Origin of the sequence: Paenibacillus sp. W2I17 (assembly GCF_030815985.1) — a bacterium.
Classification (GTDB): Bacteria; Bacillota; Bacilli; order Paenibacillales; family Paenibacillaceae; genus Paenibacillus.
The window spans coordinates 1,944,304-1,968,081 of record NZ_JAUSXM010000001.1; the positions used below are offsets into that span (position 1 = coordinate 1,944,304).

A 23,778-nucleotide genomic window follows, 5' to 3' on the forward strand; every position below is an offset into this window, starting at 1 on the left:
ACAGTAAATTATTGCATACCTTGCATGATGGCATTAATGATATTTTGCTGCGTCACGGTTTTGTTTGAACGGTTAAACAAGGCGAATCCATGTTGACCGTTATGCCCGTTATCCCAATAAACAGGAACCATTTTGTATTTCTTAGCTTTTGCTGTAACTGCTTTGGCGTAAGCAGCACGATATACATTGTTGCTGGAATCGTAGGACGTTTTATCAATGGAACCGAACTCACCAATCACTACGGGATAGCCCTGAGTCACAAATTTGTCGTACATGGACTTGAACTGCGATTCAAGATAATCCTCTTGGCCCCAAGTAGACTTCTTGGCAGGATTCGTAGAAGTTGCACCCCACTGTGTGATATTACCGTTTTCCTCACCTGCAAAATCCCACGGAGAGTAATAATGTGCCGAGATCATGATTCTCTTCTGCGAACTAGGAATAGCCGAGGATCTGTAATTATCTGTCGGAAGAGCAAAGCCATAATTACCAACAGTGTAGTCAATATTGGTATTCCAGCCTGGAATCAGCAACCATCTGGCATTGTTGTTACCTCCAGTCTGACGAACCGTATCCACGAAGATTTGATTGTATGCGTTCAGATTGGCGTAATAGGCCGAGTTTGGATTGCCATAGGTACCATCGAATACTTCGTTCATGGATTCGAAAATAAGACGGTCATTGTAGTTGCTAAACTTGGTGGCAATCTGCTGCCACACCTTCTTATATTTTTCCTTAATGGCAGTCTGATTGCCACCATTCACGAGTAGCCATCCACCCTGTACGGAATTAAACCCATCACCATGAATATTGATGATCACATACAGACCTTCATTGTACGCATAATCCACGACTTGCTGAATTTGATTCAGCCATGCCGCATTGATTGTATAATTGGGAGCGCTTCCAATGTTACTCAAATAGGAAACGGGAATACGAATGGATTTGAAGCCTGCCGCTTTTACCTTTTTGATTAACTCTGGAGTTACCGTAGGATTGCCCCAAGCTGTCTCATTCGGTGTACCGTTCACCGCTGCTTCCAGCTGATTGCCGAGATTCCATCCTGCACCCATCTCAGACACTATTTGCGAAGCGTCCGCTGCTGATGCTTTAGCGCTCCATCCCGTAAAGGCTACCGCAGCCACTAATACCAGTGCCAAGCTGCTGATGCCAAATTTCTTCCATTTTTTGAACATAACCATACCTCCGCTTATTCTATTATTTTTAACAAGCAGTGCAGTTAATCTATCCATACAGATTGAATGATTCGAGAATACGTGCCTCCTCTCCCTATCGATCAAACAAATGAATTTTCCGTCTGACACCAACATAATAACACATTTATGGAAAATAAAGCGATATCTTTATTGTTTTTTATGACTATTTACTACAAAATAATCCATCTATCCGTTTAAATGGATTGCTTGAATTTGTTCTCTATCAAAATCAATAATCATGATGTGATCGGGCAAAATATGATCTCCGCAAGATATTGTTGCGCCGTAATCGGCTATACTGTTAAATGTGATATCCACACGATAGACTTCAATCTCATTAAACCAATTCTGATGTACCTTTTCATGAAGTTCATTCTCATAATATTCTCGAAAGACAGTCTCACAAGTTGAAAACCACTTAATGTAGTCTTCTATTTTATAAACAATACAATCTAACGGTGTATTAGTGGACACATATATTTGCACGTCATTTAAATCCTCATCCTGTATGCAATGTTTAAATATTTGCACTGTTTTTTGCAGAGTGTAACACCGGTAACTTTCATCACTCTCTTCTTCAAGCTCAATGAATTCACTTAACAATGTGATCTTGCTCCTCTCAATGCATATTAAAATAGCTCATTTAACCACTTTACGAATTTTTCTTTCTCCTCAAACTGTGGGTAATGCGCTGACTCGTTGAATACAATGAAGTCTTTGATCGGTGCATCCAATACGTCAAAATAATCACGTGCTGCATTCGCAGTGGTCAGATGATCAACAATTTCGGGTAAATTTTGATCAAATGCTTCCTTCAGTAAGATGTCTTGTGAACTGAACATCCCTGTATAAAAGCGAATCATATCCAACCCATTATATTCGGGATTAAAAAGGAATCCTGAAATATAATCTCTATTCTTATGGATGAGTCTGGCTGCACCACCGTACTTTTGCAACAAAATTCTAGGCGTAAGTTCCTTTCCTTGCTCGATCGAGCTGCGAATTAGCTCCAGTTTTTTAACATCCTCTGCATTACTGGCTTGTTTCGCTTGCTCGTACGTGTACTCCAAACTTTCCAGTTCGCTCTGAAGTGTATTAGCCATCTGTCCAATGCCTATATAAGCGTGAAACTGAGTAGGTGCTTTAGCCGCAGCTTTCATCCCGATGTATGTACCAAATGAATGACCAATTAATATAACCTTCTCTTGACCTAACTCCTTAGATACATAATCCCTTAACGCTAACAAATCATCTACTAATACATCTGTTGTCAGATTCGAGTAATCCTCAAAAAAGTGATAGGACTTCCCACTCCCACGTTGATCGTAATGCACCACCGTGAAGTGTTGCTCAAGTTCTTTCTGATACTTCCTTACGTATGGAATCTCTGAGCATCCCGGCCCGCCATGCACAAAAATCAGGATAGGGTTAGTCCGATCAACACCCCTGATCATGACTTCATGTCCTGTACCGTTAATTTCGACCTGCTCTAACATGCTGATGCTGTTTTCACCTTTAATTTTCGGTGTCCATGTGGGAAATATCAGAGCTACTATAACCATTAAAATAATACTGAATATGCTGTACTTGAGTGTTTTACGTATTTTTTTGCGCATGTAACGCTCCTTAAATCATAAGTTTCATTTGTAATTCTACCAGCGGTTCCTTTATCGTAACGGATACAACAATTCAACGGGTTCTATCATCAGCTCTTCTTGGAAGATGTAATTGTGATCAGCTCCTACGATACAGAGGATTCGTTTTCCTGGATGAGCTTCAACTGTATTTTTGACTCTTTGAATCATAATCTGATTGCGGACCACCCAGCGAAAGTTCTGTGCCTTCGCGTTTACCTGATGCAACCATTCATATTTTTGTCTGGTTACACGATCGAACTCCTTTGAATTAAAAGGAATCTCGCCAAACTGATACGTCTCCATTTGCTCTGCAAACCAATGATCATCCCGTTGTTCAAGTTCTTTGCGTTCCACGCCCGAATAACCGTTGAATGGATCAAAAGCATTCCACACATCCAATTCAAACCAATCAATAGGGACAAATGGGATGTTATGCTCCTCGCATAAAGGGAAGACCAATTCCCAATACTCACTAGCTGGTTCTCCCCAGTATCCTCTATCATGTTTGTCCTTCAGGTACCTCAACCAACTCTGCGGATGAACTTCACCACAAATGAGATCTGGTTTAAACTCAGTAATCACATCCTTGTAAAGGGAAAGGGAACAATGATATCGCTCCCTGAGTTCTGGATTATGAATGGTTCCAAGTATCCCAACCGTTGTCATGGGCCCAGCTCCTTTATCATGTGTATATCTTTCGGCTCTTTGTCATAAAGTTCTTGATCAATCTCGCTTGCAATCTGACTGCCCTGACTTCTATAAAAGGATACCGCTGATTTCGTCTCTGTGGAGGAGATATACAGATACTGTGCACCACGTTTCTTAGCCTCTTCACCTAACTCGTTTAGAATACGTTTTCCAATACCTTGTCTTCTGTACTCACGTGAGACATACATCAAGTCAACTTGTAATTGATTTCGTTCTTTTCCTCTATATTGATGTGCCAGCACACCAAATCCGATTAATTGATCGTCAGCTAACGCGCCATATGCCATGCCACCTTGTTCTAATTCGTACACATATCGATGTTGAATCTCCTTCAAAAGCTTCTCATCCCAGTTTGAGCACTCATGATTTTGTTCAAGCTCAACCAATCGGTTCCCTCTCATTTCATAGATGAGATCAATATGTTCCGAGCGATCTATTTCCTGCAGCTGGTTCACATCATCAAGGGTCAACGTTCTATACGTTATCATGGTCGTTGCCATCTCTCCTTCCCATGTTATTTCTAAGATCCTATGGCTTTATTGATCGAAGTCTGTATCTATCAAAGACCCTTTTATCGTACAAAAAAGTGTATTCCTTGTTCTCTTCAATTAGTTTTGACATATCCATTGGAACGGCTATTGTTCTTTCAAGATTATTAAATCAGCTTATTTTAATTACTGGTAACTCATTCAAATGATTTATTTCGATAGTGTATTTCTTAAACTTATGGTTCCCAAGTCCATCCCATCTGTCTGAGAAACGATAAAACATATCTCCGAAGTTCATACCTTCAGGTAATACATCCACAAGCTTTATTTCATCGATTTCAGACTCCGGTAAGCTCTCCAGCAATTTAACCTCAGCATAAGAGACCATACCAAAGCTCCCATTCCATTCAAATATTCCATAAGGTGTTAATTCAAAGCGTACTGCCCCTGTCTCTTCATAGAGTTCTCGACTTGCCGTGTGTAAAATTGTTTCCCCTATTTCTTTGTTGCCTCCGGGGATCTCCCAACCTCCTCTTTTCCTATTTTTTATAATGATGAATTTATTATTGTATTTAGCGATCATAACTGCAAATTTGATTAACTCTGGATCAAGTTCATCTAGATCAAACCAGTGGCTCATGTTATCTCTCCCATAAACAACTATTCTTTCAATATATAATTGTTAAACCATTGAAGTGGTAACAAGCTATAATCGTTGTGAATACCGCAACCAATCCTCGCTATTCGTTAACAAAGATATTTTGCCCTCTGAAATGTTGAGTCTATCATTTTATTTCCAACCTGTAGATCACTTCATCATCTAAATTGGTTCTGTTCTCACTAAAGAAGGACATGCTCTTATACAAATTCTGTGCTATTTCATTATTCCGTTCAACCGTTAATGAAATAACCTTGCACAACGGATGCTGTTTTGTAATGTAATCTAGAATGGCTCTTATAGCGCGCTTTCCCATTCCTTTGCCTTGATAGGATTGATCGATTTGAAAACCACCAATCCAGTAATTATCTGTACTATCTGGCGTATAACTTAGATAAAAGAAACCAAATACCTTCCCATCAATCTCAAGTACGTAAGGATCAAATGCTTCATCCCACGGTTTTATATAGGCGTAAGCGATCCCCTCAATAACAGATGGAACTAATGACAATTGGTGTTCATACAAAGAGATCTTCAGCGCCTCTTCCCAATTCTCTCGTGTGACTGGTTGTATCTTTATATTCACCACTGTATCTCCTCTTTCGATAATCTTTGATTACCTCTAAGGTTCTTTTCACTCTCACTTACAACCACTTCCAGATGATGTTCAATCAACTGTATCACTTGTTTTTTATTCTTCGTGATTGTTGCAGTCTTATGGTTTTTGTTAATTGTACATATAACTTCTTCTATATTATATTGATGGTTCCATTTCACAATCATCTTGCATAAGTTCTTGAATGACTGCTTGTAATTCCACGGTCGCAAGCCCACTCTGGACAATACAAACCTTTTTATAATCCGATAATCTCTAATGAAAACATTTGGAGCTAATACAAAAATCAAATCCGCTTCAAGGATGGACTTAATTGTCCAATCTTTGCACTGTACTCCTTCTATAATCCAAGCCTTTGAACTGACAATAGACTGGATCAAGTCATCCCTAACACTTTCAGGATATCTCAGATTTTCTGCGCTTCTGTCCCATATGAGATTGTCTAATTCATAGGAAGGAATACCGTATTTATCCGACAATTCTTTGGCTAATGTTGATTTCCCACTGCCGCAAGATCCAATAATTCGTATTCTCATACATTCTCCTGGCGATCTGTCGTCTTTGTTCATCAGTCTGTTAGCTTACATCCGTTGGACTCATATTCTTTCTTCAAAAATGCATAGATAACATTATCAACAAATCGATTTTTCCAATAATAATGTTCTTTCAATATTCCTTCTTCACTGAAACCAACTTTCTCAAGCAACTTTCTTGATCCCGCGTTCTCTGGCTCTACAAATGCTTCAATTCTGTTTAATTCAAGGTTCTTGAATCCATATTCAACGATTTTCTGAGTTACCTCGGTCATGTAACCCTGCCGCCAGAACTCCGGTGCTAACTCATATCCCATCACAGCTTTATGATGTTGTTTCATCCAACCATGAAATCCGCATGTTCCAATAACTCTACCGTCCGATTTCAAAGCAATTCCCCAGCGGATGACCTGACCATTCTCGAATCGTTCAGTCCATCTTTGTATGAGTTCTTCTGCTTGTTTTGTATTCTTAAAACTTTCTACATCGTAGAATCTTGTAACTTCATCTGAAGAAAAAATATGAAATATGTCTTGGTAATCACTCTGTTTAATCTCTCTTAACAGCAGTCCTTTGGTTTCAAGTTCAGGAAAAGGACTCATATTCACTTCACCTCAATCGAGTATACTGCTACATTTTTCCCAATTATATCTACGTCCTTCTCGTGTCTCATGCCATTCTTTTGCGCGACTTTCATAGAACCCACATTGCCATGTTGAATTAAAGATATTAATCTTTTCTGCTTCAAGTGATCGATGCCATATTCTTTCCACGCTTTTGCTTGTTCATATCCGTAACCCATTCCCCAGTATTGCTCTATAACCCAGTAACCAACTTCAAGCTCATCATTGCCTTCAATGATTTGAGGAATCAGTCCGGAGGTTCCAATTAACTTGTTATCCTCTTTATTAAATGCGAGGAACAGCCCTTTATCGTCTTTATTCCAGTTGATGAACTTTTCCAGGCTTTGCATGGTTTCTTCCTTGGTCCAAGGTCCTCCATGTCTTATAAATTTCATCATATTCGGCTCACGTGTCATCTCAAAAAGTAAATCAAAATCATTTTTAGTATATTTCCGAAATATAAGTCGTTCTGTCTCCATCTTTCTCTCAACTCCTTATTCTTCATATCACTTCAAAATCGTTTTTCCGCGATCTACTGTCGATGTGAAAAACGCTTGCCCAATCTCTTCTCGAAATACTTCTTTATACCGATGTCTTCCAATCTGATCAAAACGGGCTTGAACTCGCTTTACGTGTTGTGTATCTGATTTTATCTTTTTCTCAATCTCTTCGTATTGTTCAAAGGTATCGTATTCCCACATCGCAAAAATTTCGCTTGTTTCATCATCGATTGGTGTGTGCCATCTCCCAATAAGTCTTGATCCGTATTTCAATTGAGATGGCAGCAAAATATCATTAAATAGAGCATTAAACTCTTCTACAAAAGAAGTCGCAATAATATAGGTTTTTCTCCTATATATCATCATCTGTACCTCCTTATATGTAATAGAAACAGTACACCTATCTCGTCACGATTCCCGATGTAATTTTCATGTTCGGAGCATAGGTTAACCATGAGTTCTCATTAAACTCCTTAGCAAATAAACTCTCTGCTTCATATTCTCTATTCGCTTCTTCTGAATTCAGTCCTCTTTCCATCAATTGAGTAACAACTTCATGTTTCGCATTCGATTCCTGTCCCAGTCCTTCTTCTTTTAATGCATGAAAAAGCTTTTCCTTATCGGAATCTGCCATGTGTTGATCTAAGAAGTTAACCTTGTCACTCACCCGGCATTCTACATTTCTCAAACCAAGTTGGCTAAGCAGGATTGGAATCTTCATACCAATATTTCCATCTTTACCACTTTGTTCGGCATCCTCCTCGAACAATTTTTGGAGAATACCTAGCTGAATAATCTTGGATTGTTCAAGTCCATGTAATTCATAGTTTGACATATTAGCGATCCAATGAGGTTCAAAGCATATCATTCTACCCTCATGTACTACACTGTCGATCATCTTCTGAAGAATGGTGATAGGCTCTGTCATATGTAATAAGAAGGCATGACTTATCGCAATATCGTATTGACGTTTCACTTGCACCGTTGCAATGTCATCTACTATAAAAGTCGTTTGATAAGAGGTCTTTGAGAAAATCTCTTTGGCCTGCTTAATCAATTCCTCACCCTTGTCTAATCCGGTATAGGTTGATCCTTCCGGTAATAAAGGAAGCAACTTCAATCCAAGATACCCATATCCACATCCATAGTCGATAATATCTACTGAATTTTCAATCTTCCATACACGTTGAACCAAAAACTCAAGATAATCATCGTTATAATATAGCCACCGCGTATTTCTCAGATATTCAATTTGGTCATCCCAAGAGTAATCAGACAAGGCGATTCCCCTCCTTCATAAGATGTAATCGTATTCATAAATATTCAAATATCATGGGAAACGGACTAGAGTGGTATTTAAACTCAGGCGATTTTCTAAGGAACACAAGACATCTTATTTCCCTAAATCATCTGACAAAAAAGCTACAAAGGGCTATTTTTTCTGGTATAGCGTGTCTCAGATTCCTTAGATTTCGGAGGGCGTTTCAAATTCCTGAATAAGACGTGTCAGATTCGTTAGCGTTAACACCTAACACCTAAACTCAACCCTATGTTAATGCATATCAACCTTTGTAATGATGATATTGTCCTCTCCACTATACAGTTGCTTCAAAACCAAATATTCCAATCACTTACATAAGTGTACTGCGAAAGCATGGAATGTTCTATAAACCTTAACAGTTAATCCCAAGCTTCTTTATCACCAGACCGATAGTATTGTCCTCATATCATTCAAATCCGTTATATATTTGAGAGATCATTCATACCAATTGCTCATATTCAGTTTTCAAGATACTCATGCAAACACTATCCCAGTATTTCCCCTTTTTATATATCTTCTTTCTGTATCTTCCTTCTTCTTTAAAGCCACATTTTAAATAACATTTGTAAGCAATTTCATTATACTCGTACACTTCAAGTTCTAATCTGTTTAAATTTAGCTCTTCGAAGACAAACTTCTGTAGTAAACGGATTGCTTCACTCCCATAACCTTTACCTAAAAATTCTTTTCTCCCTATTACAATTGCTAAACATGCAAAGCGGTTTTTATAATCAATTTTGTACAAATCAATCTGACCTATATAATCTAGCGTATCCTTTAACCCGATAATAAAACTTTTATTTGAAGACTTGCCTTCAACCATTGTCCTGAAAAAGACTTCCGTCTCATAACTCGAATGAGGATACAGAAAATTATCTGATAATGTCCCTGTGATTTCCGGGTCGTTCACCCATTGTTTGATGTAATCCACATCAGAATCCTGGTATTCTCTTAACACAATTCGCTCTCCATAAATACGAGACATCGATAATCCCCCCAGCGAATCTTTTTTCTTTTGCACCACTCTTAATAAAATCTAATGCTTTTCTACCTTTTATTGGTTATTCAACGCTCGTGCATTTTTACAATTCGAAGCATAATAACAGTACAGTTATTTCACTCGATATTTCTCATTATTTATAATTCCACTTACTATTTCAGGTAGTTGTGCTTCTGTAAAATGATTAGTATACAGCTTGTTATCTACTCTCAGATCCGGATGATTTTCAAACACATCCAGCAGAATTATACTTCTTTCTTTCATTTGATATTCTTCTGCTCTTAGGCGGTCTCTACGAATAATGGTTTGACGATCAACCATTAATACAACATAGATTATGCGAACATGATAGTCTTCCAATTCTGTCATTAATCCATCAATGTCTTCCGGAAAGGCCACATAATCCAGAACTACATCGTATTTATAATCCAATAGGTTTTTCACTAGACTAGATATATTTTTCCAAGTTAAGTCATTTGTATCCTTATCAAGCCAGGGTTTACCTCGCCCTTTGACCGGAAAGTGACTAACCGCATCTCCTGAAATATACGCACTTTTATCTAAAGTCTGAACTAGCAGCTTTGAAGTTGTAGATTTCCCTACTCCAGGGGGGCCAGATAAAATATATAGATTTTTACTCATTTCGTATTCTCCTTACAATATCTTTTGGAAACTTCCAATATCCAGCTTTCTATCAAATTTATATCCGATCTCTTTAAACAGAGCACATTGTTCATAACCATTTCTCTCAAATAATGATTTACTTCTTGTATTCTCCATGCAAATCGTCGCAATTAAGGTATGGAATCCTTGTTCTTTTGCAATCTTCTCAATAAAACGTAGTGCTTGTTTCCCCAAGCCTTTTCCCAAAATATCGGGCTTTAAATATATGGTGACTTCACCACAAATATCATATGCCTGTTTACTCTTATATTGGGTGATCAGAACATAGCCCATCATTTGATTGTTTTCAAGAATTACGTAAGTTTTATACCGCGTATCCTTGTTCATCACAGTGGATTTAATCTGATCAAGATCTAATTCCTCCGTATGAAACGAAATCGTTGTATTCATTACATAATAGTTATAAATCACTCTAATTTCAGGGAGATGCTGTTCGGTTACCTCTTCAAAAGTCACAGTCGTCAATTAGGTTCCATCCTTTTCAGTTCATTTTCTTCAACATATGTATGAAATACCGCGTCTAGATTTAACTCACCGTAAATATGAGGATATTGCCTGCCTTCATTATACAGATCTTCCCATACAACTTTGGACTTTATTTTAGAATCCCATTGATCAACGCGGCTTCCCACTCTTTTCTCGAGAGCAAATGTACAATCATCATCATAAAACCCTCCTATTAAAAACAAATGATAATTATTTGGATAGGACCTTCCTCAATATGAGTTCTATGATTTCACTAGTCTCCAGATGATCGGTAATAATGCGAGTTTGAAATTGTTCATCCTTGAAAGCTTCAACACACTTTGGTGCTTGTTGATACTGCCAGCCTCCATATTCATCTCCGCGTTTAGCCAAACGATGATAAATCGTCTCTTCTGTAGCCGTAAGGCAAAAATGATGAATGTCCTGATCGATCTCTTTCAACCCTTTATAGATGTAATGAAAGTTTTCCTCTTTATAGATGGTCATGGGGATAATTAAGTGTTTGTTGTATTTCTGCTTTACTTCTTTAGCCGTCTTTACGGTTAGAATTTTCCATAGATCGATATCTTGAAAATCATCCGTACGTTCCCTTTCCTCTCTACAATTCTCCGGAAGAAGTTTTCTGAGCATATAACCTATTTCTTCAGGATCGTAGATCATGCTGTTTGCAATTAAGGGCTGAAGTGCTTCTGCTGCAGAAGTTTTTCCCGAACCAAAACGCTCCATTAATCATGATGATCATTTAATGAATTCACTCCCATTCAATGAATTTTTTCAATAGAAACCAGATTCTTCACATACAATTTCATCCATTATAAATGTTTTCCTTCCACTTTTGTGTTACAAAATGGCAAAAAACATAATGAAATCCCATTGGGTCAACCCAACGGGATTTCATTATAGTGCATTAGTTTTCAATCAACCTAAGCTTGTTAATGTATTTCCAAGTAATCGATATATATATCCCATGTCCCGTCATCGGCTGTTACAACCAATTCAATGACCTGATTTCCCGTCCCATGGCTGATATTATTCAAGGTATAAACCGCTGGAGTGCTTCCGCCAAAATAAAAGGTTCCCTTCGTCTGTCCGCCAATCTTCAAATCAACTCTAGCCATGTTGGCATTGTTTGAAGCTCCACGAAGCGAGAAATTATGAGTGCTCGTTGCAAAATTCTGAGTGTATTTAACCAAATCATTGTTGGCATAAAGGACCACACCATTGAAAGGAGAACTGATATTACCGGTGTATTGTCCACCTTTGGTCATGTTCTCAGCTTCCACTTTTGTTCCGTTACTCGGGGGATTCGTAGTGCTATTATCGGGTGCGACTGCCCGACCGGTAGTTGATGAGATCATGCCGGAGCAAAGGCCACGATTCTTCAGATTTTGTGCAATCTGCGGAATGGCCTGAAGTGTCGTCTGGTACTGATCATGCATTAGTATGACGTCACCACTTTTCATCGTGTTCACAGCTGCCACGATCTGGGCTGCGCTGGCACCATTCCAGTCTTTGGAATCTACGTTCCACAGTACTTCCTTCAGGCCGTTTTGGCTCACAACGGATTTCAAGGTCGCATTTGTCGCACCGTAAGGAGGTCTGAACAGTTTAGGTGAACTTCCGGTAATGGACTGGATCGTCTGCTGTGTCCGTGTAATCTCTGACGACATCTGAGAGCTGTTTAATGTAGTCATGTTTGGATGTGTATAGGAATGATTGCCAATCCACATACCAGCTGCCACCTGTGCATTAACCAGAGATTTATTATTTTGCGCATTTTGTCCAACATTGAACATCGTTGCCCGTAAGCCCGCCTGCTTCAACGCGTTAAGCATGTTTGTTGTATTTCCAGATGGGCCATCATCAAACGTCAGACCTACATAACCATTCGGACAACTTGCATCTGCAGCACGTGCATCGGGCACCGCCGGAATAGAAAACAAGGTACCGAAAAGCGCGAGAGATATTACCGCCTTTGCAAGCTTTACTTTCAACATAAAGTTACCTCCTCATAATATATTCACAGCATCCTACCTTCTACACTCCCTCTCTTTATCGGACTTTCACCCCTCGAAAAAAAGCGCTTTCAAAAGTGTGTAAACCGCTGCGTCCTTTCTGAGAAAAGAACTTTTAGTTCAAGGTGAGTTCAGTATAAACGATACGTTTATTTAAAGTAAATTGAATTTTATCCAAAATGTTCTATTTATTCACGTGTTCTAGAATCGTCTGTTGTACATCTCCCGTCTAGCACTCTCCTGTGTAAAAATGTCCTCCGGGGGCACCATGCGCTTCGGGAGTGTACGCCCTGCAATAATTTCTTTTGTAGCCTGCATAAGCTGAGGACCAAGCAGCGGGTTACATTCCACCACAGCGTTGATTTTCCCACTCGCCAGAATTTCAAGTGCTTTGTGGGAGCCGTCCACCGAGACAATGATAATGTCTTCTCCCGGCTTCAGCCCAACTTCTTCTATCGCTTGTATGGCGCCAAAAGCCATTTCATCATTATGGGCAAAAAGAACCTGCGGCCGTTTGTCTTCCGGGACCTGAAGGAATTCTTTCATCACTTGTTTCCCGTTGTCCTCCGTAAAATCGGCAGGAGCACTTTGTGAGAAGATGATATCTGCTCTGGTGTCGAAAATGCTTCTAAAGCCCTCACCACGCTGGATGGAGGGTGTAGAACCACTCGTGCCTTGCAGTTCGGCAATTCGTATCAAACCCGGATGATTTCGCATCCGATCCTGAATGTACTTTCCGGCCTTCACACCTTCCTCATAAAAGTCCGATCCAATCGTTGTCACAAAAAGTGAAGTGTCTTTGACATCAACTGACCGGTCTACGATAATCACGGGTATACCTGCATCCCTGGCCTCCTGAAGAATACCATCCCAGCCCGATTCCACGACAGGTGCAATGGCAATGACATCCACCTTTTGCCTGATGAACGACCGAACAGCCTCGAACTGTTTCGTCTGAGACTGCTCTGCATTTTTTATTACAAGGGAGATTCCCGATTCAGCCGCAGCATTCCGAATAGACGTGGAGTTTGCCAGACGCCAGGCACTCTCTCTGCCCAGTTGTGAAAAACCCAAGACAATCGGTTTCGTAGAGGTATCCCTTGCTACCGCTGATTCCATCCATTCCTCAACGGAGGGAAGAGTTTCGAAGTTGTTAGACGAGATGGGAGGAGGAACAGATTCAGACTCAGGGGTTGTGCAGCCGACAAGCAGCAGTAGAATGAACAAACACAACCAGTTCACATGTCTTCTCACTCACGTATCCCCCATCTCCATGTTACGCTCAGCATTCACCTATGCAGAGCGCATATTGTTATATCATTGTTTCGGTATCCGTGTTCAATATCATTTCATTCGATCAACTTAATGCAGTGATTTCGAGGATACTCGCCGCCCGCTAAGAAGTCGCTGGAACAATATAAAAACAAACAGCATCAGGCCAATTACAATCTTGGTCCACCATGAGCTGAGCGTACCTTCGAAGCTAATTATAGTTTGGATAGCCCCCTGGATCAATACACCAATAAAGGTTCCCGCCACATACCCCACACCACCTGTTAACAAGGTGCCTCCTATTACAACAGCGGCGATGGTATCGAGTTCAAGACCCATGGCGTGTAATCCATAACCGGATAACATATAAAAGGTAAAGACAACACCGGCAAGCGCGGAACACAAACCGCTGAACGTGTACACCAGGATTTTGGTACGTGCAACTGGCAGTCCCATAAGCAGCGCGGATTGCTCGCTTCCGCCGATGGCGTAAACGTTGCGCCCAAACCGGGTGTAATGTGCCAGGTAGATCGCGAGCAGTACAATAACCAGTGCAATTATCACATTAATGGAGACAAAGCTGCCCCCTGGCAAGGAAATTTTCGCCTGTGCAACCTGTGTGTAAAATGGATTCGTAATGGTAATGGTGTCGAGACTGATGACATAACACAGCCCCCGCGCCAAAAACATGCCTGCCAATGTCACGATGAAGGGCTGGATTTTGAAATAGTGGATGATAGCCCCCATGACTGTGCCAAAGAGCGCACCCATGACAAGCACCATAGGTATAACAATCGCAGGCGACCACCCTTGCTTCTCGACCAGACTTGCGCTAATGATGGTCGTCAGCGCAATGACAGAGCCTACCGACAGGTCGATTCCTCCTGATACAATCACAAAAGTCATGCCAATCGCCGTGATAATCAGAAATGCGTTATCAATGAGAAGATTAAGCAGCACCTGGGTGGAAAAGAACCCCGTATATCGGAAAGAGCCTATGGCAAACATCACGACCAGCAAGCCGAAAGTGACAAAGACCGGGAGATACTTACGATTAAGAAACATGGCGGTTAACCCCCTGTTCGGCTGGAAACTTACGTTTTTTCCAACGGATCACCATGGAATTGCGGAATGAATCGGATTGAATCAAACATACGGCCAGTACAACAAAGGCTTTGACAACCAACGTAACTTCTGGCGGGACTCCGATCATATAGATCGTCGTTGTTAAGGTTTGGATAATGAGTGCTCCAACGACGGTACCCATTAGATAGAAACGACCACCATTGAGCGAAGTACCCCCGATGACTACAGCAAGAATGGCATCAAGTTCATACCACAGACCTGCGTTATTGCCATCCGCACTGGATACATTCGAGCTGAGAATAAGCCCAGCAATGCCGGCACACAGACCACAGAAGACATATACCGTGAGAATAACCGTTTTTGAACGAATACCTGCCAGTTGGCTCGCGTTTGCGTTACTTCCGACCGATTCGATAAACAGTCCCAGTGCCGTTTTTCTCGTCAACAGTGAGGCAACAAGCAGCACAGTTAATACGATGAAGATGGAAAAAGGCAATGCTGCAAGCGAACCTGCCCCGATATAGGCGTAGTTCGCGTTGGATACAGTAATAATCTGTCCACTCGTAATCAATTGCGCAATCCCACGTCCGGCTACCATCAGTATAAGCGTTGCAATAATGGGCTGGATTCGGGCAACCGAAACCAGCGCCCCGTTCCATATGCCCAAGATCAGTGAGAGACCTATAGATAATCCAAGTGCACCCAACACAAGCCAGAGCGAACTCTGATCCACTCCTCTGCTGATGCTCATACAAGCCACGGCACCGGAGATCGCTACAATGGAGCCCACGGACAAATCGATACCTCCGGTCGCAATCACCAGTGTCATGCCGATCGATACCAGAATTAAAGGCGCTCCAAAATTGAGAATATCAATCAAGCTGCCATACAGATTCCCTTCACGCATGACGAGGGAGAAGAAATCTGGAGAGTACAGCAAATTAAAGATTAAAAGTAAACCAAGCATACATAACGGCCAAAACAAATGATGTTTACGCATCTTGCCCGCCATCTCTTTAACCTCCTGCCATTGCTTTCATGATTTGCTGTTGATGGATCTGATCCCCGCTAAGTTCTTGCACTTTTTTGCGGTCCCGGATTACGGCAATCCGGTGGCTGACACGAATCACTTCTTCCAGCTCGGACGAAATGAACAGCACGGCCATACCCTGCTTCGACAGAGAGAGCACCAGCTTCTGTATTTCAGTCTTGGCACCGATATCAATTCCACGCGTAGGTTCATCGAGAATCAACAGATCGGGGTTCATCAGCAGCCACCGTGCAAGCAACACCTTTTGCTGATTACCGCCGCTCAGATTTTTAATTAAATGCTCCGGGTTTTTCGGATGGATATTTAACAGGTTGATGTACTTTTCGGCGATCTCATCCTGTTTCTTGCGTGAGATGGGTTTGGACCAGCCTCGTGTCGCTTGTAAAGCCAGAATAATGTTCTCCCGAATGGTCAAATCATCGATTATGCCTTCGGTTTTACGGTTCTCGGAGCAAAAAGCAATATTCTGATCAATTGCATGACGCGGCGACTTGACCGTACTTCCTGTATCCACAACGAGCAGTTTGCCTTCATCTGAACGATCTGCACCAAAGAAAAGGCGAGCGATCTCGGTACGACCAGACCCCAATAACCCAGCCAAGCCCACGACTTCTCCTTTGCGAATGTCCAGATCAAATGGCTCAATTGCTCCTTTGCGTCCAAGTGCCTTAGCGGTAATTAACAGTTCTCCCGACTCCGCCTGGGCAGCATCCGCTTCCTTCGGAAGCTCCTCAAGCACCTCGAGCTCCTTGCCGATCATCTTGAGAACCAGTTCCATGCGTGGAAGTTCTGGCGGCTATGTACTCTCCTTCCAATTCCCCGTTACGGAGCACCGTTAGACGATCCGACATTTCGTATACCTGATCAAGAAAATGAGTAACAAAAAGAATTGCTAGACCCTCACTCTTTAATTTGTGCATAATACGAAACAGTTGCTGCACCTCGTTTTTGTCCAGACTGGATGTGGGTTCATCCAATATGAGCACTTTTGCCGAGATGCTGAGTGCTCTTGCAATTGCAATCAGTTGTTGCATCGCGACCGAGTAGGTCTGTAAAGGAGCCTTAACGTCGATGGACAGATGTAATCTGTCTCGCAGAATGTTCTCCGCATCTTTGTTCATTTGCTTCCAATTGATTTTGCCAAATCGTATCGGCTCCCGACCGATGAAAATATTCTCAGCAACCGTTAAGTTTGGACAGAGATTGACCTCTTGGTAAACGGTACTGATTCCCGCCTTTTGCGCTTCAAGCGGACCGGAGATCGAGAGATCACGGTTATCCATCGTTACCGTTCCTTCGTCAATGGAATAAACGCCGGTCAGAACTTTAATAAGCGTCGACTTCCCCGCTCCGTTCTCACCCATCAAGGCATGAATCTCGCCCGGAAACAAGCGAAAGCTGACACTGGATAGCGCTTTAACCCCGGGAAATTGTTTGGTGATGTCTGTCATTTGCAAAATGGGTGCTTGCTCGGCCATATAACCCTCTCCTTTGTTATGGAAAAAAGTCATTTAGCGACAGCCTGGTCGAAAAATGACTTTTCGGTGTTATACGAATCTGCTTTTAATATTCACGTGTTGGCAATGCTTCTTTGGCTTGCTCCGATGTGAAGGTCGTCTCATCCGTAACGATTCGGGGTTCGATGTCTTTCCCGTCCACTACCGATTGAACCGCTTCCATTAATTGAGGTCCTAACAACGGATTACATTCAACGATAAAGTTGATTTTGCCATCAGCAGCAGCCTGCATCCCATCCTTCACGGCATCCACAGAGATAATGGTAATATCTACGCCTGGTTTCAATCCTGCCGCTTCAATGGCCTGAATTGCACCAAGTGCCATATCGTCATTATGTGCATAGAGAACATCTATTTTTTTATGTGCTTTGAGGAAAGCTTGCATGACTTCTTTGCCTTTGGCACGTGTAAAGTCACCTGATTGTGAAGCAATCACTTTAAGCTTCGAATTGGAAGCAATCAATTCCATAAAGCCCTCTTGACGGTCATTCGCTGGTGCGGAGCCTGTTGTACCCTGCAGCTCAACAATGTTGATCTCGTCTTGTGTGTCCTTGTATTGGTCACTAAGCCACTGACCTGCTTTGCGTCCTTCTTCTACAAAGTCGGAGCCAATAAAGGTTTTGTAGAGGGTTTTATCCGGCGAATCCACAGCACGGTCCGTCAAAATCACGGGAATGCCTGCATCCTTCGCTTCCTTCAATACGGTATCCCAACCGGATTCTACAACAGGGGAAAAAGCAATCACCGTCACCTTCTGTTGTATGAAGGATCGCAAAGCTTTAATTTGATTTTCCTGCTTCTGCTGCGCATCGGAGAATTTCAAATCATAACCTGCTTCTTTGGCTGAATCCTGAATCGACTTGGTATTCGCCGAACGCCAGCCACTCTCCGCACCAACCTGCGAAAAACCAAGCGTAATTGTTTTGGCGCTGGCAGGTGTACTGCCATTCCCACTCGTTGAAGTTTCATTATCGGAGCCTGCTCCTCCATTGGTACTGCTACATGCCGTGCTGACCAGCATCACCATAGCCAATGTTATGGCAAGTCCCCACTTTTTTTTGGTTCGCATGTTGTGATCCTCCCTTTTTTCGTTTCACCTTGTGGTGTGACCACATTATAGAACGCTTTCATTCCGAGCTTATATGGAGTCTCATACTTTATTTATGTAATAATTTAGTAATTTCAAAAAATGGAGTTTAAAAAGTGTAATTTCTTTGTTTAATTGTGTAGTATTTAGCGATTCTCTTACATATTAGAAAATCATGTTATACTAATGATACATTTTTGATCCCTTCAGATGGAGTGGAATACGTTGAAACTCATTCAATGGATTGCTTCAAGCCTCAGGCTTAAACTACTCAGCATGTTTATCATCCTCAGTTCAGTACCACTGATCGTGGTTGGATTGATTTCTTACCATAAATCCTATACGGTCGTATCCAATCATAACAAGGCCTCGACACAACTGGTTGCCGACCAGCTTGCCAGGAACATTGATATCTTGTTTGAGGATACGGAACGGCTGCTCGAACTGGGCAAGAACCCGCAAGTGCTTCAATACCTGTATTCTCAATCGGAGTCCTACCCGGAAGCCAAAGCCATCCTTCAGACATACAATCTTTATCGGGAAACCTACAAGTATGACAAGGTACTTAATATCTCATTCGTGAATTTCTATGGAAAAGGCATAAGTGAACGAAAAGGCGTGTTCAAGCTGGAACGAAATCCGCTGCGTAACCCGTACTTCAAGTATCTGATACAGTATCCGGATGCCATTCTGCGCATCCCTCATTCTGCAGCCTATGCCGAATATAACAGGCTGGATGGGTTTGCTTACCCTAAACAGAATGCGCTTTCAATTATAACCACGGTCAAAGAGCGAATTACGCATGAGGTCATCGGGTTCATAGTAATTGATTTGAATGATTCGTTCATTGATGATTTTTTGACGAATACCCCTATTAAGGATTCCGGTTTTTTCTATATTAGTGATCAATACGGAAATACACTATTCAGGCCAGATGCCACCCCGGTATCCCTAACCATGATGGATCAGATCCGATCGGTTCCTTTACATCTACAGCACGACAGCTTTATCCTTTCTGCAGGATCCAAGCCCCAGTTTGTTGTATACAGCACCTCAAAACAGACCGGATGGAAAATAATCGGGGTAGCTCCTTATCAGGAAATCATTGCAGAGGCCAATAGCATTCGCCAATTGATCATCATTACGGTTTTGTTAAGTGCTTTCTTTGCGATATCGTTATATTTTTTCCTGAATAATCGACTGATTCTTCCCATTCGGATTCTGATGAACAAGATGCGTAAAGCTGCAAACGGTTACTTGGAAGCCAAAGTCACACCACACGGCTCGGACGAAATTGCTGATCTGGGCAAAAGCTTCAACGTGATGCTGGATAAGCTCAAAATGCTAATCGAAAAGAGCATTCGAGAAAATGAACAGGTGAAAATAGCTGAACTACGTACGCTGCAAGCTCAGATCAACCCTCATTTCCTGTATAACACGTTGGAATCTATTCTATGGATGGCTGAAGCAGAGAAAAAAGAAAATGTAATCAAACTTGTGCAGGCCCTCTCGAAGTTCTTTCGTTTGAGTCTGAATAAAGGATTCGACTGGGTATCCATTCAAACCGAGCTTGAACATGCGCGGAGTTACTTGGTTATTCAACAGATGAGGTACCACGATATTCTCACCTACGAGATCAGCGTTGATCGTGAGCTTCAGGATTATCCCATTTTGAAAATGACGCTGCAGCCCCTGATTGAAAACGCTCTCTACCATGGGATCAAGAACAAACGCGGTCAAGGGCTGATATCCATACACGGATATGTAGAGGACAATAGCATCATTCTCACCGTACAGGACAACGGAATTGGCATGTCTGCGGATCGATTGGCACAATTACGTGAAGAGCTGGAGAAGCCGGCCGGTTCCCGTTCACCCCAATATGACGAGCAGGAAGGCGGATTCGGTCTGCTCAATGTACATCACCGGATTCGACTCTATTTCGGACCAGCTTATGGTGTTGAAATGGAAAGTACGTATATGGAAGGCAGCACATTTATGATTCGTATCCCCAAAAGCAAGGAGGTTAACCGTTGAAAAAGGTGATGATCGTGGATGACGAAATTGGAATTCGGGAGAATATACGGAGCTGCATCGATTGGGAAAAGGAAGGTTTTCACTATTGCGGGGATGCACCCGACGGCGAACTTGCGTTACCTTTAATTCATGAATGGGCTCCGGATATTCTGATTACGGATATCAAAATGCCATTTATGAACGGATTGGAACTGACCTCCATCGTTCGCACTCAACAACCTGATATCAAAATCATTATTATGAGCGGTCATGATGAATTCAGCTATGCCCAGGAGGCCATCCGACTTGGTGTGACCGAGTACTGTCTAAAGCCCATTAGCGCAGCAGAGCTAATCCAAATGCTGCATAAGGTCAGCAAACAAATGGATGAAGAACATCAACGCATGACAAACCGCACGATCACCAAAGAAAAACTGCTGGCCGATCTGTGCGGAGGACTCATCGGTACAACCGATGCGATTGAATCAGCCAAACAACTCTCACTTCCTCTCTCGGCCAGGTATTATACAATTGTCATTATCGATGTTCGATTAACAGATGATTCCCGGGACCCGGAATCCTTGATGAAGAAGCTGCTTCCCATACTGGAGGAAACTCGTGATCCCCACGTTGAACTTCTTCCTAATATTCGAAGCCGGACCGAGTTGGTGCTTCTGCTCAAGTATCACTCCGATGACACCATATCCATATATCTGGAGCAGCTTCGCGGGCGGGTTCGTATGGAACTTGAGCATACGTTCAAATGTAATATTATTCTGGGCATTGGCAGTCAGCAGGAGCGTCTGCAAGGAATTCATGTCTCGTATCTTGAAGCGGAGGAGGATAAATATATTACCCGGCTCACCCTTCAGAACAGAGCTTCTCTACGTGAAATCAACCTGGATGAGCAAACGACTCTTTTTCTCGACAGGAATTCGTTTCTTGAATTCCTCAAAATCGGCAGCCCCAATCTGCGTGACCATTTTGTGCAGGAGTTTGCCGCTCCATTACAGTCCTTCGACTGGAAGTCCTCCTCGTATGGCTTCTATCTGTTGAATGACCTTACGCTGGAGTCGTTTCGGCTCGCCAATCAGCTGTTCCGCATGAGTGACCATTCAGATGAGAACATTACTTCCCTGCAGCAGACGATCCGGAAGATTACGTGCTGGGAGGATTGCACCCAATATCTGTGCTCCCTGCTTAACTTGTTATGGCAGAGAAGAGCAGCGTGTTCTGGAAAATACAGTGATGTCATTGATCAGGTGAAAGCCTATGTATCCCGTGAATACAATAACGAACAGGTCTCGTTGAAGATGATTTCTGCACACGTCAGAATCAGTCCAAGTCATCTAAGCAAGATTTTCAGTCAGGAAACCGGTCAAACGATAACGGAGTATCTAACCCAGATTCGAATCGGTAAAGCCAAGGAGTTGTTGAAAACAACCAGCAACAAAACCTTTGAGATTGCTTACAAAGTCGGTTACAACGATTCTCACTATTTTTCTAATATATTCAAGAAAATAACAGGTTTTACGCCAAGAGAATACCGAACTCAAGGAACCGAGGCATCGCAGGCCAGACCATCAGATATGAGAAAAGAGCCAATGTATGAATAAAGCCAGATTTGCACTTTTACTTACACTAATCCTTCTGTTCCCGATGATCATTTCATCCGGTTCGGCACACATTCGCCCACAGCAGATGGCTGCAACACTTCCTGCGACTCCACCTGTAGAGAAATCTGCAGCGAGCAAAACTTTCGGTATTATCTATCCAATGACGTATCCAACCTATGAGATGATCACGAAGGATGCAACGGAGTATGCAGGGAAACACAATATCACGTTAATTGTAAACGCACCTGATGAAGCCAATACCGAACAACAGATCCGTATCATGGAGAATATGATCAAACAGCATGTGGACGGGATAGCTATATCTCCTGTGGATGCTGCTGCACTTACACCCGTTATTGATGCAGCCCAAGCGGCAGGTATTCCTGTCATTACATTTGAGTCAGATGTCCCATCCAGTCATCGAATCGCTTATGTGGGCGCCGATAACTATCGCACTGGCCAACAGTTCGCGATGACGACTACAAGACTCCTGCATAATCAAGGTATGATTCTTGTCGAGAATGGCTTGGAGGAGATGCAAGGTTTGCAGCAGCGGCTTAATGGATTCATTGATTATATCCGCAGTGAAACAGACATCGAAATTTTGGAAGTTCGTTATCATCAAGGGAATGAAGATCAAGCCATGTCCGATATGGAGAACATGATTCAAGCTCACCCTCACTTCAATGCGATTATCGGGCTCGATTTTGTTTCTGTCTCTGCCTCTACCCTGATCTGGAAAGCAAAAGGCCTTAACCGGCATTTAATCGCGTTCGGTGATAGCCCGACCAGTGAAAACGGGTTGCTCAACGGTCAATTGTCTGCCGTTATTTCGCAGAATGAAGGAGTCTGGGGTGCCAAAATGATGGAGACCCTGTTACTCGCAAGCGACGGTGTGCCTGTGGAGGAATTTATTGATACGGGGATCATTGAAATAAACCAGGAAGGTAGTAATTAAGGGGAGGTCCTACTGTCATTCTGATGACAGTAGGACCTCCCCATTTAAATTTTCGTACACGTAGTTATTACAATCCGTTCATCGAAGTGTTTCTCAAGAAAGATGACTCTCAAGTATGATGTTCCTTTTGAGAAGTCATTTTTTCCATTCGTTTTCTAATATGCTCATTTCGATTAGATTCCAGAATATATCTTCATATCTTCTCGCATCACGAATAAGTCCTTCTTGTACAAAGCCCGCTTTTTCATAACATCGGATGGCTGAGACATTAAAATCAAATACGCCCAGACTGATCCGGTGCAACTTCTCCTCTTCAAATCCAATTCGAAGTGCCTCATCGATCATTTGCCTTCCATAACCTTTACCCTGATACGGCTTGCCAAGTAGCACCTTACCAATACGCCCTGAACGATTATATCGATCGATACCGCCAAGAGCAATATGACCCACAATCTCCTGAGTTGATTCATCCATCACTTTATAAATGAACTTATTTGAAGTGTTCTTATCATTGGCGCCATGCAAATAATCCGATAGTTGCTCTCTGGAAAGTGGATATTGGAACTGAGGGCCGGCCCACTGGAGCAAAAATGCTTCATCCCCACTCCATTCGATCAGTTGATCAAAATCTTCCGGTTCAAAGTATTGGAATGTAATCATGTGTATCCGCCCCTTCTTTTTTTTTGTCA

The 23,778-nt window shown here is 42.1% G+C and carries 28 protein-coding genes; 3 read left to right on the forward strand and 25 right to left on the reverse strand.

The features are described 5' to 3' along the window. Nucleotides 1-8: 8 nt before the first annotated feature. The 24 genes from QF041_RS08315 to QF041_RS08430 all read right to left on the reverse strand — a co-directional run bounded on the left by QF041_RS08315 (nucleotide 9) and on the right by QF041_RS08430 (nucleotide 18,481). Nucleotides 9-1,196 carry a glycoside hydrolase family 5 protein gene (locus QF041_RS08315; RefSeq protein ID WP_307413483.1) on the reverse strand — a complete coding sequence of 396 codons (1,188 nt, stop codon included), beginning with the start codon at nucleotides 1,194-1,196 and terminating at the stop codon, nucleotides 9-11. A gap of 207 nt (nucleotides 1,197-1,403) precedes the next feature. Then, a complete protein-coding gene (locus QF041_RS08320) occupies nucleotides 1,404-1,820 on the reverse strand; it encodes a hypothetical protein (RefSeq protein WP_307413484.1) in 417 nt (138 codons plus the stop codon). A gap of 26 nt (nucleotides 1,821-1,846) precedes the next feature. Beyond that, the gene (locus QF041_RS08325) at nucleotides 1,847-2,833 is read right to left on the reverse strand and encodes an alpha/beta fold hydrolase (RefSeq protein WP_307413486.1); all 987 of its coding nucleotides are present in this window, start codon (nucleotides 2,831-2,833) and stop codon (nucleotides 1,847-1,849) included. Nucleotides 2,834-2,884: 51 nt separating this feature from the next. Next, complete coding sequence (locus QF041_RS08330) at nucleotides 2,885-3,520, reverse strand: hypothetical protein (RefSeq protein WP_307413488.1); 636 nt, start codon at nucleotides 3,518-3,520, stop codon at nucleotides 2,885-2,887. Then, nucleotides 3,517-4,050, reverse strand: a complete 534-nt coding sequence (locus QF041_RS08335) for a GNAT family N-acetyltransferase (protein ID WP_307413490.1) — start codon at nucleotides 4,048-4,050, stop codon at nucleotides 3,517-3,519. The genes QF041_RS08330 and QF041_RS08335 overlap by 4 nt, the downstream gene beginning before the upstream one ends. Nucleotides 4,051-4,222: 172 nt before the next feature. Continuing rightward, nucleotides 4,223-4,690: an NUDIX domain-containing protein gene (locus QF041_RS08340; RefSeq protein ID WP_307413492.1), complete on the reverse strand. Its 468-nt coding sequence runs from the start codon at nucleotides 4,688-4,690 to the stop codon at nucleotides 4,223-4,225. A gap of 145 nt (nucleotides 4,691-4,835) precedes the next feature. Beyond that, nucleotides 4,836-5,294 (reverse strand): GNAT family N-acetyltransferase, encoded by a 459-nt coding sequence (locus tag QF041_RS08345; protein ID WP_307413494.1) that lies wholly within the window; start codon nucleotides 5,292-5,294, stop codon nucleotides 4,836-4,838. Next, nucleotides 5,291-5,860: a P-loop NTPase family protein gene (locus QF041_RS08350; protein ID WP_307413496.1), complete on the reverse strand. Its 570-nt coding sequence runs from the start codon at nucleotides 5,858-5,860 to the stop codon at nucleotides 5,291-5,293. Before QF041_RS08350 ends, QF041_RS08345 begins: the two co-directional genes overlap by 4 nt. 32 nt (nucleotides 5,861-5,892) lie before the next feature. Continuing rightward, nucleotides 5,893-6,459 carry a GNAT family N-acetyltransferase gene (locus tag QF041_RS08355; RefSeq protein ID WP_307413498.1) on the reverse strand — a complete coding sequence of 189 codons (567 nt, stop codon included), beginning with the start codon at nucleotides 6,457-6,459 and terminating at the stop codon, nucleotides 5,893-5,895. 2 nt (nucleotides 6,460-6,461) lie between these two features. Further along, the gene (locus QF041_RS08360) at nucleotides 6,462-6,959 is read right to left on the reverse strand and encodes a GNAT family N-acetyltransferase (RefSeq protein WP_307413499.1); all 498 of its coding nucleotides are present in this window, start codon (nucleotides 6,957-6,959) and stop codon (nucleotides 6,462-6,464) included. Between the two features lie 27 nt (nucleotides 6,960-6,986). Continuing rightward, nucleotides 6,987-7,343 carry an NIPSNAP family protein gene (locus tag QF041_RS08365; RefSeq protein WP_373461382.1) on the reverse strand — a complete coding sequence of 119 codons (357 nt, stop codon included), beginning with the start codon at nucleotides 7,341-7,343 and terminating at the stop codon, nucleotides 6,987-6,989. A gap of 37 nt (nucleotides 7,344-7,380) precedes the next feature. Further along, on the reverse strand, nucleotides 7,381-8,259 hold the full coding sequence (locus QF041_RS08370; RefSeq protein WP_307413504.1) for a methyltransferase domain-containing protein: 879 nt from the start codon (nucleotides 8,257-8,259) through the stop codon (nucleotides 7,381-7,383). Between the two features lie 481 nt (nucleotides 8,260-8,740). Beyond that, nucleotides 8,741-9,286 (reverse strand): GNAT family N-acetyltransferase, encoded by a 546-nt coding sequence (locus QF041_RS08375; RefSeq protein ID WP_307413506.1) that lies wholly within the window; start codon nucleotides 9,284-9,286, stop codon nucleotides 8,741-8,743. Nucleotides 9,287-9,412: 126 nt separating this feature from the next. Then, the gene (locus tag QF041_RS08380; RefSeq protein ID WP_307413509.1) at nucleotides 9,413-9,943 is read right to left on the reverse strand and encodes a P-loop nucleotide/nucleoside kinase family protein; all 531 of its coding nucleotides are present in this window, start codon (nucleotides 9,941-9,943) and stop codon (nucleotides 9,413-9,415) included. Between the two features lie 12 nt (nucleotides 9,944-9,955). After that, nucleotides 9,956-10,441 carry a GNAT family N-acetyltransferase gene (locus QF041_RS08385; protein ID WP_307416926.1) on the reverse strand — a complete coding sequence of 162 codons (486 nt, stop codon included), beginning with the start codon at nucleotides 10,439-10,441 and terminating at the stop codon, nucleotides 9,956-9,958. 5 nt (nucleotides 10,442-10,446) lie between these two features. Next, complete coding sequence (locus QF041_RS08390; protein ID WP_307413511.1) at nucleotides 10,447-10,617, reverse strand: DUF952 domain-containing protein; 171 nt, start codon at nucleotides 10,615-10,617, stop codon at nucleotides 10,447-10,449. Between the two features lie 64 nt (nucleotides 10,618-10,681). Next, a complete protein-coding gene (locus QF041_RS08395) occupies nucleotides 10,682-11,197 on the reverse strand; it encodes an AAA family ATPase (RefSeq protein WP_307413513.1) in 516 nt (171 codons plus the stop codon). A gap of 206 nt (nucleotides 11,198-11,403) precedes the next feature. Further along, complete coding sequence (locus tag QF041_RS08400; RefSeq protein WP_307413514.1) at nucleotides 11,404-12,468, reverse strand: polysaccharide deacetylase family protein; 1,065 nt, start codon at nucleotides 12,466-12,468, stop codon at nucleotides 11,404-11,406. 219 nt (nucleotides 12,469-12,687) lie between these two features. After that, nucleotides 12,688-13,740, reverse strand: a complete 1,053-nt coding sequence (locus QF041_RS08405; RefSeq protein WP_307413516.1) for an ABC transporter substrate-binding protein — start codon at nucleotides 13,738-13,740, stop codon at nucleotides 12,688-12,690. Between the two features lie 108 nt (nucleotides 13,741-13,848). Then, nucleotides 13,849-14,823 (reverse strand): galactofuranose ABC transporter, permease protein YjfF, encoded by a 975-nt coding sequence (gene yjfF / locus QF041_RS08410; RefSeq protein ID WP_307413518.1) that lies wholly within the window; start codon nucleotides 14,821-14,823, stop codon nucleotides 13,849-13,851. Further along, nucleotides 14,813-15,856, reverse strand: a complete 1,044-nt coding sequence (locus QF041_RS08415; protein WP_083657362.1) for an ABC transporter permease — start codon at nucleotides 15,854-15,856, stop codon at nucleotides 14,813-14,815. Before QF041_RS08415 ends, yjfF begins: the two co-directional genes overlap by 11 nt. 4 nt (nucleotides 15,857-15,860) lie before the next feature. Next, nucleotides 15,861-16,634: an ATP-binding cassette domain-containing protein gene (locus QF041_RS08420; protein WP_307413519.1), complete on the reverse strand. Its 774-nt coding sequence runs from the start codon at nucleotides 16,632-16,634 to the stop codon at nucleotides 15,861-15,863. Next, complete coding sequence (locus tag QF041_RS08425; RefSeq protein WP_307413521.1) at nucleotides 16,627-17,373, reverse strand: ATP-binding cassette domain-containing protein; 747 nt, start codon at nucleotides 17,371-17,373, stop codon at nucleotides 16,627-16,629. The genes QF041_RS08420 and QF041_RS08425 overlap by 8 nt, the downstream gene beginning before the upstream one ends. An 85-nt stretch (nucleotides 17,374-17,458) precedes the next feature. Further along, entirely contained in the window at nucleotides 17,459-18,481 is a 1,023-nt protein-coding gene (locus tag QF041_RS08430) for an ABC transporter substrate-binding protein (protein ID WP_017689009.1), read from the reverse strand. Between the two features lie 243 nt (nucleotides 18,482-18,724). On the opposite strand from QF041_RS08430, the gene QF041_RS08435 reads away from it, so the two are divergent. The 3 genes from QF041_RS08435 to QF041_RS08445 are packed head-to-tail and all read left to right on the forward strand — an operon-like array spanning nucleotide 18,725 to nucleotide 23,089. Beyond that, the gene (locus QF041_RS08435; RefSeq protein ID WP_307413523.1) at nucleotides 18,725-20,536 is read left to right on the forward strand and encodes a cache domain-containing sensor histidine kinase; all 1,812 of its coding nucleotides are present in this window, start codon (nucleotides 18,725-18,727) and stop codon (nucleotides 20,534-20,536) included. 5 nt (nucleotides 20,537-20,541) lie between these two features. Next, on the forward strand, nucleotides 20,542-22,131 hold the full coding sequence (locus tag QF041_RS08440; protein ID WP_307416928.1) for a response regulator: 1,590 nt from the start codon (nucleotides 20,542-20,544) through the stop codon (nucleotides 22,129-22,131). Continuing rightward, a complete protein-coding gene (locus QF041_RS08445; RefSeq protein WP_307413525.1) occupies nucleotides 22,124-23,089 on the forward strand; it encodes a sugar ABC transporter substrate-binding protein in 966 nt (321 codons plus the stop codon). The genes QF041_RS08440 and QF041_RS08445 overlap by 8 nt, the downstream gene beginning before the upstream one ends. A gap of 135 nt (nucleotides 23,090-23,224) precedes the next feature. On the opposite strand, the gene QF041_RS08450 is transcribed toward QF041_RS08445, so the two are convergent. Continuing rightward, the gene (locus QF041_RS08450) at nucleotides 23,225-23,749 is read right to left on the reverse strand and encodes a GNAT family N-acetyltransferase (RefSeq protein ID WP_307413526.1); all 525 of its coding nucleotides are present in this window, start codon (nucleotides 23,747-23,749) and stop codon (nucleotides 23,225-23,227) included. Nucleotides 23,750-23,778: the final 29 nt, after the last annotated feature.